A 14,265-nucleotide genomic window follows, 5' to 3' on the forward strand; every position below is an offset into this window, starting at 1 on the left:
GCAGACCGCCCAGCAGCGCGTACGGCGAACGCGACGACCACCCGGCCAGCACCACGCCGTAGACCGACACCGCGCCCATGGCCAGCATGAACAGCACCGCCACCGGCAGGTCGACCAGCTGCAGCGGTGTCCGCACGCCGAACAGGTTCACGACCGGCCCGAACGGCACGATGGAGAAGGCCAGGAACGCCGGCACGACCATGATGATCGGAGCCAGCAGGTAGAGCACGCGATCCACCGTGCGCGGGAAGAGGTCCTCCTTCAAGCCCATCTTGATCGCGTCGGCGACCGACTGCAGCAGGCCGAACCTACCGGCCCGGTTGGGCCCGTAGCGGTTCTGCATCCGCGAGATCAGCTTGCGCTCGAACCAGACCCCGAAGACGACGCCCAGCGCCAGGAAGAGGAACAGCATCACGGCCTTGACGATGGTGATCCACAGCGGGTCCTTGCCGAAGTCGGCGAGGGTGGGATCGGCCGCGAGAACGCCTGCCATGACGTGTTGCCCCTTCCTTCCCCCGGCACTCGTTCGGTCCGGAGCGGAAGGTCACGCTAGCCGGTGCGCGGCTCGGTGTATTGAACGAATGCGAACAGCTGTTTCGGCGTCATCTGCGTCATCGCCCGGATCTCGCGGGTGAGGTGCGGCTGGTCGGCGTAACCGCAGGCGACGGCGTCGCCCAGCGTGGCCGAGGGCCGTCTCAACGTGTCCACGGTTCGCTGGAACCGGGCGATCCGGGCCACCGTCTTGGGCGACAAGCCCACCAGCCGGCGGAATCCGAGCTCGATGTGACGGCGGCTGACGCCCAGTTCGTCGGCGAGGGACCCGATGGTGGGCGGGCCGGACGGCTCCTGCAGCCGCCACCAGGCGTGCATGATCAGGTCGTCGCGGCCGGCGTCGGGGCGCAGCCACGCCGTCAGCCGCTCCTCCAGCAGGCGGAAGCGGTCCGCCCAGCTCGCCGGTGCGATCAGCCGGTCGGTCAGCTCCTCGGCACGGGCGCCGAGGAGGTCTTCCAGCCGCGCGGTGGTGCCGGCCACCTCGCGTACGGGCGTGCCCGTCAGCGCCGCCATCCCCGCGGGGGTGAGCCCGACCGCCACCCCGTGCCGCCACGGCGTACGGGCCGAGAACGTCGTGGTGGCACGGGGACCGGTCACGATCGGCCCCATGCCGGTGAAGTCGACGATCAGGGTGGCCGCGTTGAGCGGCAGCATCCGGCTGGGCGGGGCGGGCTCTCCCGCCCGGGTGCGGAAGCCGGCCCACCCCAGCACGTACGGACGCAGGTGCTGGGGCGGGAGGCGGCTGATCATCTGGTACGGCTCCGCCTGGGGCTGCGTGGGCAGCGAGTGAATCGCCATCACGCCGGCAAGCCTGCCCCAAGCCCACCGGCCCCGTCATGGCGGCTCCCCCTCATGGAGGGATGGCTCTTCACCCTGCGTGACTTCGGGCAACCTGGGCAGGTGGTAGGAGAGGGGCAGGGGGAGGCAGCGATGGCACGCGGGAGCCGGATCCGGGTACGCCGGGTCTACGAGGAACCGACGGCGGAAGACGGCGCCAGAGTGCTGGTCGATCGCATATGGCCGCGCGGCGTCGCCAAGGCCGAGCTCGATCTGGACGAGTGGTGCAAGCAGGTCGCGCCCTCCCCAGAGCTGCGCACCTGGTACCACCACGACCCCGAGCGCTTCCCCGAGTTCGCCCGCCGCTACCGCGCCGAGCTGGCCTTCCCCGAGCGGGCGCAGGCCGTGGCACACCTGCGCGAGCTCGCCGCCGACGGTGGGCTGACTCTGCTCACCGCCACCAGGGATGCCGAGATCAGCTCGGCGGCGGTGCTCGCCGAGCTGCTTCGGGCCTGAGTGGTCGCCGACCTTGCTCCGTGCCGGGGAGCGGCTTCGCTAGGCGGGGATGGCGCCGAGTTGCCGCAGTTGCGAGAGCGCGTCCACGACCCCCCAGATCTCCACGACCCGGCCGCCGTCGAGGCGGACGATGAAGATCTCGTTGTACGTGATGGATCTGCCGGTCGGCGGGAGGCCCCTGAACTCGCCCAGGTGGGTCCCGGTCACCGTGTTCCTGGAGACGACCTTGTCCCCTTCGGCGATCAGATCCTCGATCGCGACGTGGATGTCGGGGAAGGCGCGCAGGAGCACCGCCCACACGTCCTTGAGCGCCCGCAGCCCCGTCGCCTCGCTCGGCACCGGCGCGTGGAACAGCACGTCCGGGACGACGACCTCGTCGAACGTCTTCGAGATGATCTCCGCATCGCCGCTGTTGACGGCCTCATGGAAGCGCCGGAAGATCTCTTTGTTGCTGGTGGCCTGGGCTGCTGACATGGGGTTCCTCCTCGGGTCGAGATGAACGTTCGGGTGGTTGTGGCCGCTCACATCAGGGCCGGCACGCGTTACTTGCTGTAGTTCTTTCCGATGGGCCTGCCGGGGATCGGCTTGCCGATGAGAGCCACGGGCATGAACAGGCAGAAGTGGCCGATCGCCATGGTGAGCGTCCACAGCGCCTTGTCGTCGTAGTGGCCGCGGGCCCGGGCGAACAGCTCGTCGGGGACCCGCTCCCCGGACGGGTTCGGGGTGAGGACGGCCTCCACGAGCTCCAGCGCGACGCGCTCGGCGTCGGTGAAGTAGGGGGCGTCCCGCCAGGTCGCCACGGCGGTGATGCGCTCCTCCGCCTCCCCGGCCTTGCGGATACTGTCGGTCACCCGGACGGCGTGGTACGTGCTGCCGACGACCTGCGCGGCGCGCAGCACCACCAGGCTGAGGGTGGCCGGCGGAACCGAACCGTTCCGGGTGGCCTTGATCACGCCTGCGGACAGTGCGCCCAGTTCAGGGAAGAACTGGGTGAGGTCGGGCAGACGCGACTCGGGCGTCTTGGCGGTCGTCGTGGGCGTGGACATGGTGAGGTCGTCCTTTCTCGGTCTCAGCGGTGCCTCACCCAGTTCGACAACACAGCACCCCGGAATGTGAGGCGGCCCGCCGACCTCACAGTTCGCTGCCCTGTCTTGTCGAACTGGTGAGGGCAGTCACCACCGAGGGAGTCAGCGACACGATGGTCACCCAATCCGAGCCAGGACACGACGGGTCCGATCCGGGTCTGAGCGCGATCATGAACGAGCGGCGCAAGCTGATCAATCTCGCGTACCGCCTCCTCGGCTCCCTGGCCGACGCCGAGGATGTCGTACAGGAGACCTACGCCCGCTGGTACGCCCTGCCGCAGCCGCAGCAGGACGCCATCGAGGCTCCCGGTGCCTGGCTGACCAAGGTCGCCGGCCGCATCTGCCTCAACCTGCTCTCCTCGGCCCGGGCCCGGCGGGAGACCTACGTGGGCGAGTGGATCCCCGAGCCGCTGCCCGAACCCACCGAGTGGATCGACGCGCGGCCCGGCGGCGACCCGGCCGACCGGGTCACCCTCGACGAGTCCGTCAACATGGCCTTCCTGGTCGTGCTCGAATCGATGACCCCGGCCGAGCGCGTCGCGTTCATCCTGCACGACGTCTTCAGCTATCCCTTCGCCGAGGTGGCCGAGATCGTCGGCCGTACTCCGGCGGCATGTCGCCAGCTGGCCTCCTCGGCCCGCCGCCGCATCCGCGCCGCGCAGGCCCCCGCGGCCCGGGCAGCCGAGCGGGCCGGCATCGTCAGGGACTTCAAGCAGGCCTGGGAGGCCAAGGACATCGACGCCCTCATCGACCTGCTCGACCCCGACGCCACCGTGATCGCCGACGGCGGCGGCGCCGCCGGCGCCCTGCTCCACCCGGTCCAGGGCGCCGAGCAGATCGTGCGCGCCCTGGTCACCCTCGCCGGCCGGCTCCGCCACCTGACGCTGCTGGAGCGCACGGTCAACGGCCGGCCCGGCCTGGTCGCTCAGCGCGACGGCGTCACCGTGACGGTGTACGCGTTCGACCTCGCAGGCGACCGGATCAAGCACATCTGGGCCATCCGCAACCCCGACAAGCTCCGGCCGTGGACGGCGGGACCACCCTGCGAGCACACCTGACGTGAGGGATCAGCTCAGCATCCGCTCGATGAGGTCGGCGCCCCGCGTGGTGCCGCCTCCGGCTCGCGGACGACCCCCGCCTCACGTGCGACGGCTGCCCGGGGCGGCGGCTTCCAGGTCGGCGATGCCGCCCGACATGATCGTCCGTACGTGCTCGGTGATGTGCTCCGCCGGCCAGTCCCACCAGGCCACTGCCAGCAGCCGGGCGACGTCCTCGGCGCTGTAGCGGCTGCGGATGAGCCGGGCCGGGTTGCCGCCGACGATCCCGTAGTCGGGCACGTCCGAGGTGACCACGGCGCCGGCACCGATGATCGCGCCGTGCCCGATCCGTACGCCCGGCATCACCGTGGCACCGTAGCCGAACCAGACGTCGTTGCCGACGACGGTGTCCCCGCGGTTCGGCAGGCCGGTGAGCAGGTCGAAGTGCTCGGACCACGAGCCGCCCATGGTGGGGAAGGGGAAGGTCGAGGGGCCGTCCATGCGGTGGTTGGCACCGTTCATGATGAACCGCACCCCCGTGCCCAGCGCGCAGAACCTGCCGATGACCAGCTTCTCCGGGCCGTAGTGGTAGAGCACGTTGCGGGTCTCGAACGCGGTCGGATCGTCCGGGTCGTCGTAGTACGAATACTCCCCGACCTCGATCAGCGGAGACTTGACCAGCGGCCGGAGCAGCACCACCCGCGGCTGCCCGGGCATGGGATGCAGCACGGTCGGGTCAGCGGGGACGAGGGGTTGCATGGATCGTTTCCTCTTGGACTCTGGCGGATGGCGGGTGAACGCTTCGGAAGGGCAGTGATGCCGCCACTAATGCGACAGTTGCTACTTTAAGATGCTGTCATGACGCTGCTTGCCGAGCAAACGGGTTACGAGCGATGACTCCCGCGGTGCCACCGTCAGAGGACGGCGGCCCGGCGACCCGGCGCCGCCCGGGTGGCCGTACCGGCCGCATCCGTACGCAGGTTCTCGACGCGGTCCGCGCCGAGCTGGGGGAGCGCGGCTACGACGAGCTCACCATGGAGGCCGTCGCGGCACGGGCGGGCGTGCATCGCGCAACGGTCTACCGGCGCTGGCGGGATGTCGGGGGCCTGCTCGCCGACGTCTTCGCGGCGGCGGGCGACGATGACTGGCAGCCCCAGGACACCGGCTCCCTGCGGGGCGACCTGGTGGCGCTGAACCACGAGAGCCAGGAGTCCCTGACCGCGCAGCCACCCATCGTCGCAGCCCTGATCGCCGCCTCGTTCCGCTCCGAGGAAGCCGCCCGCGGCGTGCGGCGGCTCTGGGAGGACCGGTACGCCCGCTGCGAGGTCATCGTCAGCCGGGCCGTCCGGCGCGGCGAGCTCCCGCCGGACACCGACGCGCGGCGACTGCTCGTCGCCGCCACCGCACCGGTGTACCACCAGCTGGTCCTTCTCCGTACGCCACCCGACCCGGACCTGCCCGACCAGGCGGCCAGGACGGCCGTCCTCGCCGCCTCCGCCGGCGCCTTCGCCAGGCCGGCAACCGACCGGTGATCGCCATCCAGCCGTAGGTCCAGACGGGGCCGATCGCCGACGGGCCACGCCCGACAAGGGAGCACGCGCATGCCACCAGCGATCGAGGAGCTCACCACCGGTCGGGTGCGCGATCGTCGCGGTCCACTGGCTCCGCTGGGAATAGACTCGCCACGATGGGAGGGGTTTTGAGCGGGCAGAGGCCACAGCCCAGGATCGCCGCGCCGGAACAGCCGCCGTTCTTCCTGGTCACCGTGGTGCCGTACACGTTGCTGGCCGGCCTCGTCGTCTTCCTCCTGGTGGTGAGATACGCGCCGGGCGACGACTCCGTGCTCGTCGACCTCGGCCTGTGCGGGCTGGCCGCGGCGTGGATGCTGGTCATGTTCACCCTGCGTCCCGGCTGGTGGGAGCGGCCGCGGATCATGGTGGTGTTCTTCACCGGGCTGGTGGCGATCACCGCGATCCTGGTGGTGCGCGACCCCACGTTCGGGTTGTTCACCCCCGCCGCCTACATCTACGCCTTCACGGTCCTCCCCTGGCCGTGGCGGCTGCCGGGCGTGGCCGCCGTGGCGGTGCTGGCCGGCACCGCGCAGGCGTCCAACGTGCCCAAGACGACCGCTTCCGGCCTGACGATCTACGTGCTCATCGTGGCCGTCAACGTCGTCATGATGTGCGTCACCGCGTGGCTCCTCCAGCTCGCGGAGGACGAGAAGAAGCAGCGCGTGCAGGCCCTCGCCGAGCTGAGCCGGACGAACCGCCTGCTGGAGGCGACGCTCGCCGAGAACGCCGGCCTGCACGCCCAGTTGCTCTCCCAAGCCAGGGAGGCGGGAGTCCTCGACGAGCGGCAGCGGATGGCACGCGAGATCCACGACACCCTGGCACAGGGGCTCACCGGGATCATCACGCAGCTCCAGGCCGCCGAACAGATGCACGAGGTCCCGGCCCCGTGGCGCCGGCCCTTCGACGCCGTCAAGGGGCTGGCCAGGGAGAGCCTGGCCGAGGCCCGGCGCTCGGTCGACGCGCTCCGGCCCGAGCCGCTGGACACCGCGCGCCTGAGCGACGCGCTCGCCGACGTCGCCGACCGGTGGTCGAAGCTGCACGGGCTCGCCATCCAGGTCACGACGACCGGCACGGTGCGCCCGATGGCACCCGAGGCCGAGTTCGCGCTGCTGCGCACGGCACAGGAGGCCCTGGCCAACGTGGCCAAGCACGCGCACGCGACCCGGGTCGGGGTGACGCTGTCCTACCTGGACAACGAGGTGGCGCTGGACGTACGAGACGACGGCAGGGGCTTCGATCCGGCCGGCCTCGAAGCCGGTACGGCGGCGGACGGCAGACCGCAGCCGGCCTCCCGCGACGGCGGGTTCGGCCTGACCATCATGCGGCAGCGCGTCGAAAGGCTGTCCGGGAGCCTGCGAATCGAGTCCGAGCCCGGCGCCGGCACCGGGGTCTCGGCCTGCGTCCCCACGCTGCCGGCCGGGAGCCACACATGACCGATCGTACGGCTGAGCAGGCCGCCGAGCCCCCGATCCGGCTGCTGGTCGCGGACGACCACCCCGTCGTCAGGGACGGGCTGAGCAGCATGTTCGCCTCCGCGCCCGGATTCGAGGTGGTGGGGGAGGCCGCGGACGGCGCCGCGGCCGTACGGCTCGCCAAGGAGCTCCAGCCCGACGTGATCCTGATGGACCTGCGGATGCCGGGGATGGACGGGCTGACCGCGATCACCGAGCTGGCCAGGGTCGGCGTCACCTCGCGCGTACTGGTGCTGACGACGTACGACACCGACACCCACGTGCTTCCGGCGATCGAGGCGGGCGCGACCGGCTACCTCCTCAAGGACTCCCCCCGGGAGGACCTGCTGCGAGGTGCGCGAGCCGCCGCCAGGGGCGAGAGCGTCCTGTCCCCGTCGGTGGCGGCACGGCTGATGAACCGGATCAGGACACCCGCGCCGCAGCTGCTCAGCCACCGCGAGCTCAAGGTCCTCGAGCTCGTGGCGGCCGGCAACACCAACCGTGAGGCCGCCGCCCTGCTGTTCATCACCGAGGCCACGGTCAAGAGTCACCTGCTGAACATCTACGCCAAGCTCGGCGTGAACGACCGCGCCGCCGCCGTCACCGAGGCATTCAACCGAGGGCTGCTCATCCCACGAGCACCCGAACGATCCTGACCCGGGAACACCCGGTGTGGTGGTGCCGAACTTCGCGGGTCCCGCAGGCTGGGCCGGGTGCGTGGTGGCGGAGCCGGGCCGCGGGTGCCGGCGGTGCTGATGGCGGAAGGCGTCGCCCACGCCTAGCGTGACTGCCATGGAAATCACCATCCACACGACCTTCCTCCCGCACGACGACCCGGACGCCTCCCTGGCCTTCTGGCGCGACACCCTCGGTTTCGAGGTCCGCAACGACGTCGGAAGCGGCAAGATGCGCTGGATCACGGTCGGCCCCAAAGACCAGCCCGGCACGTCCATCCTCCTCGGGCCGCCGGCCGCCGACCCCGGCATCACCGACGACGAGCGCCGCACCATCGCCGAGATGATGGCCAAGGGCACCTACGGCTGGATCATCCTGGCCACCACCGACATCGACGGCATCTTCGAGCGGCTGGCGGCCGGCGACGCCGAGGTCGTCCAGGAGCCGATCGAGCAGCCGTACGGGGTCCGCGACTGCGCCTTCCGCGATCCCGCCGGAAACCTGGTCCGCGTCCAGGAGCTCCGCTGAGCCGCCCGGCGATCGTCGACCACGGCGGCCTGCCCGTTTCTCAGGCTGACCCGCTCCTGCTCCGTGGATCGCCGCGACGACCCACCCCGCCGACATCGTCACAGATCGGGTGGCCGACCGGTCTCAGTTGAGGAACGAAGGCGCCGTGGTGAGAGAAGGGCTGATCATGAGGGTTACCGATCGCCGGGGACCGGCCTCCTCGGCTCTCCATGACATCGGAGGCGACGAACGGCCGGGGTCCTCGTCGTCGAGCCGGCCGGACGGGGGTCCGGTGACGGCGGGCCTGCACGCGCTTCCCCGTCCCGTGGCTCTCGTGGTCGGCGGCGGGGGAGTGCTCGGGGCCTCGCATGTCGGTGTCGGGTACGCCTTGGAGCAGCGGGGATTCGTCCCCGACCTGATCGTCGGGACGTCGGTGGGCGCCCTCAACGGAGCGATCGCGGCCGCCGACCCCGGCAAGGCCGCACCCCGGCTGGACCGGGCGTGGACCCGCCTGCGGCGCCGCGAGGTGTTCCCGCTCGGTTACCTGCCCTCCCGGGCCAGCATCTGCACCGATCGCGGCCTGCGCCGGCTGATCGCCCGGGCCGCGCTGCCGTCGCGGATCGAGGACCTGGCGGTCCCCTTCACCGCGGTGGCCATGGATCTGGCCACCGGCGCCGAGGCGCTGCTCGACTGCGGGGACCTCGAGTCCGCGCTGCTGGCCAGCGCGGCCATTCCCGGCATCCTGCCTCCGGTGGAGCGGGAGGGCCGGACGCTCGTCGACGGCGGCGTGATCGCCTACGTGCCGGTGCGGGCGGCCCGGCTGGCGGGCGCGGCCAGCGTGGTGGTGCTGTCGACGGGGCCGTCAAGCTGGCCGCTGCGGCCGACCGTCCCGCCGCGACGGGCCGGCGCGGTCGCCGCCCGGGCGGGGCTGCTGCTGTGGCACGACCAGATCGAGCGTGACCTGCGCGAGGTGTCCCGGGACATTCCGACCGTCGTGCTGCCCACCGGCGTCGAGAGCTGGCCCGCCCCGTGGGACTTCCGCCATTCCCGGCGGCTGATCACCACGGCCTCCCTCGCGGCGGGCCGCTTCCTCGACGGGCTGCACATCAGCGGGCCCGGCCTGTACCGGGTCGACGGTCCCGCTGGGGCCGCGGGCGGGGCAGGCGGCGACTCTGCTAAGGCGTCGGACGGCCTGGGCAGGAGCTCGGCTGCGGCATAGGCGGCCCCGGCAGGCCGCTCAGCCTGGCAGGAATCGGTACACGCCGATAAGGTCCGATCCTGTGGGCCGATCGAGGACCAGTTCGGGGCCGGCCGAGGACCTGCTCATCGAGCTGGACCGTGACGCCGGGGTGCCGCTGCACCGGCAGATCGAGGCGTCCATCCGCGCCGGCATCCGGGCCGGCCGGCTGCGCGCGGGCGCGTCGCTGCCGCCCACCCGCACGCTCGCGGCCGGTCTCGGGGTGTCCCGCGGGGTGGTCGTGGAGGCCTATCAGCAGCTCGTCGCCGAGGGCTACCTCGCCAGCCGATCGGGCGGTTACACCCAGGTCGCCGCGTTGATGCCGCCGGCCGCCGCCGACGCGGGCTCCGCGGCTCCGACGGCACGGCCGGTCGCGCGCGCAGCCGGTTTCAGGGTGGACTTCGGGTACGGGCGCACCGACGTGTCGCAGTTCCCGCGGGCCGCCTGGCTGCGCTCGGTCCGCCGCGTGCTCACCACCACGCCCAACGACCGGTTCGCCTACCTCGACGGGCGTGGCGTGCCGGAACTGCACGGGGCCCTGTGCGACTACCTCAACCGGGTGCGCGGCACATCGGCCGCCCCGGGCAACGTGGTGATCTGCAGCGGCTACGGGCAGGGCATCTCGCTGCTGATCCAGGTGCTCGTCCGGCACGGCGCCAGGCGGATCGCCCTGGAGGATCCGTCGTCCAACGACGACGCCCGGGTGCTGGCCGGCGCCGCAGGTCTGGACGTGGTCGGCATCCCGGTGGGTCCGGACGGCGTTCAGGTCGATGCGCTCCACCAGGCCGACGCCGATGCGGTCGTGCTCACGCCGTCGCACCAGTGGCCCACCGGGGGAGTGCTGTCGGCCGCGGCGCGGGCCGAGGTGATCCGCTGGGCGAAGCGCCGCGGCGCGATCGTGATCGAGGACGACTACGACGCCGAATACCGCTACGACCGGTCGCCGGTGGGCGCCATGCAGGGCCTGGCACCCGATCATGTCGTCTACTGCGGCACGGCCAGCAAGACGCTCGCACCGGGATTGCGGCTCGGCTGGCTGGTGCTGCCCGCGCACCTGGTCGCCGACGTCGCCGAGGCGAAGGTGCTCGCCGACCGCGGTTCGCCGGTCATCGACCAGTTGACGTTCGCCGACTTCCTCGCGCGCGGCGAGTTCGACCGCCACCTGCGCCGGATGCGTCCGGTGTACCGCCGCCGCCGCGACGCGCTGCTGGACGCCCTGCGCACCCACCTGCCCGAGCTGCACCCGGCCGGGGTCGCCGCCGGGCAGCATGTGGTCGCCTGGCTCCCGCCCGACCTCGATGAGACGGCGGTGGTGACGGCCGCCGCGCGGCACGGGCTCCGCATCCACGGCGTCGGCCCGTACCGGATCGCCGGCGCCGGACCGGGCGGCCTCATCTTCGGGTACGCCATCCTCGGCGAGAGCGCCATCGCCGAGGGGGTCGCGCTGCTGGCCAGGGCCATCCGGGAGGTACGGGGACCCTGATCCCGCGCGGGCGGCACATCCGAGGACATGCGCGTCAGCGCGCCGGGCGGATGTTCTGGTTCAGGTGGAACACGTTGGCCGGGTCGTACGCGGTCTTCACCGCGGTCAGCCGGGCCAGCTTCGCCGCCGAGTACGCCCGCCGTACGCCGCCCTGCCCGTCGGCCAGCTCGTCGGCCGTCAGCGAGTTGACGTACACCCCACTCGCGTACGGCTCCAGCGCGGTCCCGGCGGCGCGGGCGGCATCCATCCTGATGTCGTCCTCGGCCGGGTCGGTCCACCGCGACCCGGCACCGAACTCGAACATCGTCCCGCGATGGCTGAACGCCGCGTCGGCCTCCGGCACCTCGGCGATCGCGCCGCCGTGCGCCTGCAGGCCGACACCCGGCAGGTACGGGCTCGCGCTAAGGTCGGTGCCGCCGCGCAGCAGGAACGCCTCTATCGCCGAGGTCGGGAATCGCCGCAGGTAGTGCCCCTTGGAGTAGCGGCGGTAGGTGTGGCCGCCGGTGGAGTCGTCGCGTTGCTGCAGTTCGAGGTACGACGGTGTGGTGACGCGGGAGGCGACGGGACGCCCGAGCGCCCGCATCGCGGGAAGCAGCCGGCGTCCCTCGGCCGGGTCGCCGACCCACACGTACCCCAGCGTGGCGATCGGGCCGGTGGGGCCGCTGCCGACGCCGGCGGTGAACGTCGCCTGCCGGGGCGCGACGGCGTTCAGGTCGCGCCAGCCCTCGATGACCGGGACGGCGTCCTCGGCGCGGAAGTCGAACTCGGCGACCAGCGTCCGCGTGCCGGTGCGATGCAACCGGAACTCGAACTCGGTGACGATGCCGAAGTTGCCACCACCGCCGCGCAGGCCCCAGAACAGGTCGGGGTTCTCGGTGCGGCTCGCGGTCACCACGTCCCCTTCGGCGGTGACCATCGTGTAGGAGATGACGTTGTCGCAGGCCAGGCCGTACTGGCGGGCCAGCCAGCCCATGCCGCCGCCGAGCGTGAGCCCGCCGACGCCGGTGTGCGAGACGTTGCCGGCGGTGGTGGCCAGGCCGTACGCCTGGGACGCCCGGTCCAGCGCGCCGAGCGCCGCGCCGCCCTGCACCCGGGCCCGGCGACGGGCCGGATCGATCCGCACGCCGCCCATGAGCGTCAGGTCGATCATGAGACCGTCGTCCGGCACGGCGAAACCGGCGACGTTGTGGCCGCCGCAGCGCACGCCGATCTCCAGGTCCAGTTCCCGGGCCATCCGCACGGCGGCGACCACGTCGGCGACGCCCGCCGCGCGGACGATCATGCGTGGCCGCCGGTCGATCATGGCGTTCCAGACGGTACGGGCGGTGTCGTAGCCGGCGTCGCCAGGCGTGAGGAGCCGGCCGTCGAAGCGGGTCGCTGTGGTTGTCATGCACTCAGCCTGGCAGGAATCGGTACCCGCAATGAGGTCCGATCCAGTCGCCCGATTGAGGACCAATTCTGGGTCGCTCTAGCGTCCGAACGCTGAAGGAAAGCACCTGCCCTGCGAACAGTCCGCGGTCATGACGGCATGCCGGTCGGATTTTCGGCGAGCACGCAGGCAACGGGCGGGTCGAGCTCAAGGGTCTCGACCCGGAGACGGGTGAAGCCGGCCTGGGTGAGCAGGTCCTGGAGCTCCTGAGCGGCTCGGGCCGTGGTGTCCCGGGTGGCACCGGGGCAGCGGGGCTGGCTGACGAGCGCGATGCGTCCCGCGGGCCGGAGCAGGCGGCGCAGCTCGCGAAGCCGCTCCACCGGGTCGGGCCAGAACCCGGCGGAGTTGACGGCGAGGATGGCGTCGAGCGGATCGCCGAACCTCGGCAACCGCTCCACGGAGGCGTGCGCGAGGTGCACGCGGCGGGCTCGGACGGCGGCGGCATTGCGGCGGGCGGCCTGCCGGACCATGGCCTGCGAGTGGTCGACGCCGAAGACGTGGCCCCGGGTGGCGCGGCGGGCGAACTCGGCGATGGCGATGCCGGGACCGAAGCCGATCTCGAGCACCCGGTCGGTGGGCTGCACGTCCAGCAACGACACGGCCCAGATGTTGCGCCGCCGGTTGGAGGGGCGATGGGCGAACATCCAGCCGATCGCCCACCCGACGATCCCCCGGGGGTGGTGCGCCTGGCGCACCAGTCTTCTGAGCGCGCGTTGCTTGAGAGAGGTACCTGCTGTCTGCATGATCGCAGTCAACGACTTCAAGTACGCTTGAAGTCAAATGGATGAGCAGTTGACGATTGGTGAGCTGGCGAGCCGCACCGGTGTCGCCACCTCCGCCCTGCGCTACTGGGAGGAGCTCGGCCTGCTCCCGGCACCGGCCCGGGTCTCCGGCCAGCGGCGTTACCCGCCATCGGCGGTCCAGCTGGTCGGTGTGGTGGTGTTGCTGCGAGATGTCGGTTTCACGTTGCGGGAGGTCAAAGCGTTCATCGCGTCTCGCTCGCCGGCCGGCGACGGCTGGCGGGAGCTGTACCAGCGCAAGCTCGCCGAGCTGGAGCGACGGATCGCCCAGGCCCAGGTGGCACGCACCGCCATCGCCCACGGCCTGGCCTGCCCGCACCAGGACATCTTCGAGTGCTCCCACTTCACCAGCGGGATCGCGGCGCTCCTGGCGGGATCGACTCTCGAAGAGGCACACGAACAGGTTCATTCGCACTGACCTCGCCGTCGAGACCGGCGAGAACGTCGAGACCGTCGAGGCCGGCGGGCTCACCCGCCGGCGCGCCAGGCGGCACGGTGCCTCCGGCGGTCCTCAGCCGAGCTGTTCGGCCAGTCCGACGACGATGCCCTCGGGGCCGCGGACGTAGCAGAGCCGGAAGCTGTCCTCGTACCGCGCCAGCTCGCCGACGAGTTCGGCGCCGTGGGTGCGCAGGCGGGCAATGACGTCCTCGATGTCGTCGACGGCGAACATGATGCGACGAATGCCCAGCGTGTTCGCCGGCGCGTCCTTCGGCTCGGCGCTGATCGCCTTCGGCTTGTGGAACTTCGCCAGCTCGATCCGGCCGTGGCCGTCCGGGGTGCGCAGCATCGCGACGTCCTCCCGGACGTCGTCGATCCCGATGACCCGCTCCACCCAGCGTCCCTCGATCGGCGCCTTGGCCTCCAGCTCCATGCCGAGTTCGACGAAGAACGAGATAACAGCGTCAAGGTCGTCGACAACGATGAGGACGTTGTCCATCCGCCGGATCGTCATGCTGGTTCTCCTTGGTGTCGTACGGCCACGGTGGCCGCGTCCACCCTGAGACGGAGCCGCCCGGCCGTTCTCGACATCCCCTTCGGGAATTTCCGGGGGATCCATCCCACATTTAAGGTTCGCTTGCGTATCTTATCGCGATGATCTACGGTGTCTCCCTGTTAGATACAGCTGCGTACTCTACGACGGCGAT

General features: G+C 71.5%; 17 protein-coding genes. 9 read left to right on the forward strand and 8 right to left on the reverse strand.

Features of this window, described 5'->3' with window-relative positions:
- Nucleotides 1-493 (reverse strand): complex I subunit 1/NuoH family protein (locus ACTWPW_RS34380; protein WP_443171067.1); only part of this gene is annotated, 493 nt, incomplete at its 3' end.
- A 56-nt stretch (nt 494-549) separates the two neighbouring features.
- Nucleotides 550-1,350, reverse strand: a complete 801-nt coding sequence (locus ACTWPW_RS34385) for a helix-turn-helix transcriptional regulator (RefSeq protein WP_443171123.1) — start codon at nt 1,348-1,350, stop codon at nt 550-552.
- Between the two features lie 132 nt (nt 1,351-1,482).
- Here ACTWPW_RS34385 and ACTWPW_RS34390 point away from each other — a divergent pair, with 132 nt between their 5' ends.
- Nucleotides 1,483-1,845, forward strand: coding sequence for a DUF488 domain-containing protein (locus ACTWPW_RS34390; RefSeq protein WP_375112412.1), 363 nt, complete (start codon nt 1,483-1,485; stop codon nt 1,843-1,845).
- A 39-nt stretch (nt 1,846-1,884) separates the two neighbouring features.
- Here ACTWPW_RS34390 and ACTWPW_RS34395 read toward each other — a convergent pair whose 3' ends face one another.
- Together ACTWPW_RS34395 and ACTWPW_RS34400 are read right to left on the reverse strand one after the other, a co-directional pair.
- Nucleotides 1,885-2,319, reverse strand: coding sequence for an ester cyclase (locus ACTWPW_RS34395; RefSeq protein WP_375112411.1), 435 nt, complete (start codon nt 2,317-2,319; stop codon nt 1,885-1,887).
- Between the two features lie 68 nt (nt 2,320-2,387).
- Entirely contained in the window at nt 2,388-2,891 is a 504-nt protein-coding gene (locus ACTWPW_RS34400) for a carboxymuconolactone decarboxylase family protein (RefSeq protein WP_375112410.1), read from the reverse strand.
- A 152-nt stretch (nt 2,892-3,043) separates the two neighbouring features.
- Between ACTWPW_RS34400 and sigJ the strand changes: the two genes are divergently transcribed.
- Entirely contained in the window at nt 3,044-3,988 is a 945-nt protein-coding gene (sigJ, locus tag ACTWPW_RS34405; protein WP_443171068.1) for an RNA polymerase sigma factor SigJ, read from the forward strand.
- 81 nt (nt 3,989-4,069) lie between these two features.
- Here sigJ and ACTWPW_RS34410 read toward each other — a convergent pair whose 3' ends face one another.
- The gene (locus ACTWPW_RS34410; protein ID WP_375112408.1) at nt 4,070-4,726 is read right to left on the reverse strand and encodes a CatB-related O-acetyltransferase; all 657 of its coding nucleotides are present in this window, start codon (nt 4,724-4,726) and stop codon (nt 4,070-4,072) included.
- A gap of 146 nt (nt 4,727-4,872) precedes the next feature.
- On the opposite strand from ACTWPW_RS34410, the gene ACTWPW_RS34415 reads away from it, so the two are divergent.
- From ACTWPW_RS34415 to pdxR, 6 genes are all read left to right on the forward strand, one after another.
- Nucleotides 4,873-5,499 carry a TetR/AcrR family transcriptional regulator gene (locus tag ACTWPW_RS34415; protein ID WP_443171069.1) on the forward strand — a complete coding sequence of 209 codons (627 nt, stop codon included), beginning with the start codon at nt 4,873-4,875 and terminating at the stop codon, nt 5,497-5,499.
- A gap of 155 nt (nt 5,500-5,654) precedes the next feature.
- A complete protein-coding gene (locus ACTWPW_RS34420; protein WP_443171070.1) occupies nt 5,655-6,971 on the forward strand; it encodes a sensor histidine kinase in 1,317 nt (438 codons plus the stop codon).
- Nucleotides 6,968-7,645 (forward strand): response regulator, encoded by a 678-nt coding sequence (locus tag ACTWPW_RS34425; protein ID WP_443171071.1) that lies wholly within the window; start codon nt 6,968-6,970, stop codon nt 7,643-7,645. The genes ACTWPW_RS34420 and ACTWPW_RS34425 overlap by 4 nt, the downstream gene beginning before the upstream one ends.
- 136 nt (nt 7,646-7,781) lie before the next feature.
- Nucleotides 7,782-8,192: a VOC family protein gene (locus ACTWPW_RS34430; RefSeq protein ID WP_375112404.1), complete on the forward strand. Its 411-nt coding sequence runs from the start codon at nt 7,782-7,784 to the stop codon at nt 8,190-8,192.
- Between the two features lie 166 nt (nt 8,193-8,358).
- Nucleotides 8,359-9,390: a patatin-like phospholipase family protein gene (locus ACTWPW_RS34435; RefSeq protein WP_443171072.1), complete on the forward strand. Its 1,032-nt coding sequence runs from the start codon at nt 8,359-8,361 to the stop codon at nt 9,388-9,390.
- 61 nt (nt 9,391-9,451) lie between these two features.
- Complete coding sequence (gene pdxR / locus ACTWPW_RS34440; RefSeq protein ID WP_375112402.1) at nt 9,452-10,891, forward strand: MocR-like pyridoxine biosynthesis transcription factor PdxR; 1,440 nt, start codon at nt 9,452-9,454, stop codon at nt 10,889-10,891.
- A gap of 34 nt (nt 10,892-10,925) precedes the next feature.
- On the opposite strand, the gene ACTWPW_RS34445 is transcribed toward pdxR, so the two are convergent.
- Nucleotides 10,926-12,281, reverse strand: a complete 1,356-nt coding sequence (locus tag ACTWPW_RS34445) for an FAD-binding oxidoreductase (RefSeq protein WP_443171073.1) — start codon at nt 12,279-12,281, stop codon at nt 10,926-10,928.
- Nucleotides 12,282-12,409: 128 nt separating this feature from the next.
- Nucleotides 12,410-13,063, reverse strand: coding sequence for a class I SAM-dependent methyltransferase (locus ACTWPW_RS34450; protein WP_443171074.1), 654 nt, complete (start codon nt 13,061-13,063; stop codon nt 12,410-12,412).
- Nucleotides 13,064-13,112: 49 nt separating this feature from the next.
- Between ACTWPW_RS34450 and ACTWPW_RS34455 the strand changes: the two genes are divergently transcribed.
- The gene (locus ACTWPW_RS34455) at nt 13,113-13,538 is read left to right on the forward strand and encodes a MerR family transcriptional regulator (RefSeq protein ID WP_443171075.1); all 426 of its coding nucleotides are present in this window, start codon (nt 13,113-13,115) and stop codon (nt 13,536-13,538) included.
- Between the two features lie 93 nt (nt 13,539-13,631).
- Here ACTWPW_RS34455 and ACTWPW_RS34460 read toward each other — a convergent pair whose 3' ends face one another.
- On the reverse strand, nt 13,632-14,057 hold the full coding sequence (locus ACTWPW_RS34460; protein WP_443171076.1) for a VOC family protein: 426 nt from the start codon (nt 14,055-14,057) through the stop codon (nt 13,632-13,634).
- Between the last annotated feature and the right edge of the window lie 208 nt (nt 14,058-14,265).

The organism is Nonomuraea sp. KM90 (genome assembly GCF_052246675.1).
In the GTDB taxonomy this organism is placed as follows: Bacteria; Actinomycetota; Actinomycetes; order Streptosporangiales; family Streptosporangiaceae; genus Nonomuraea.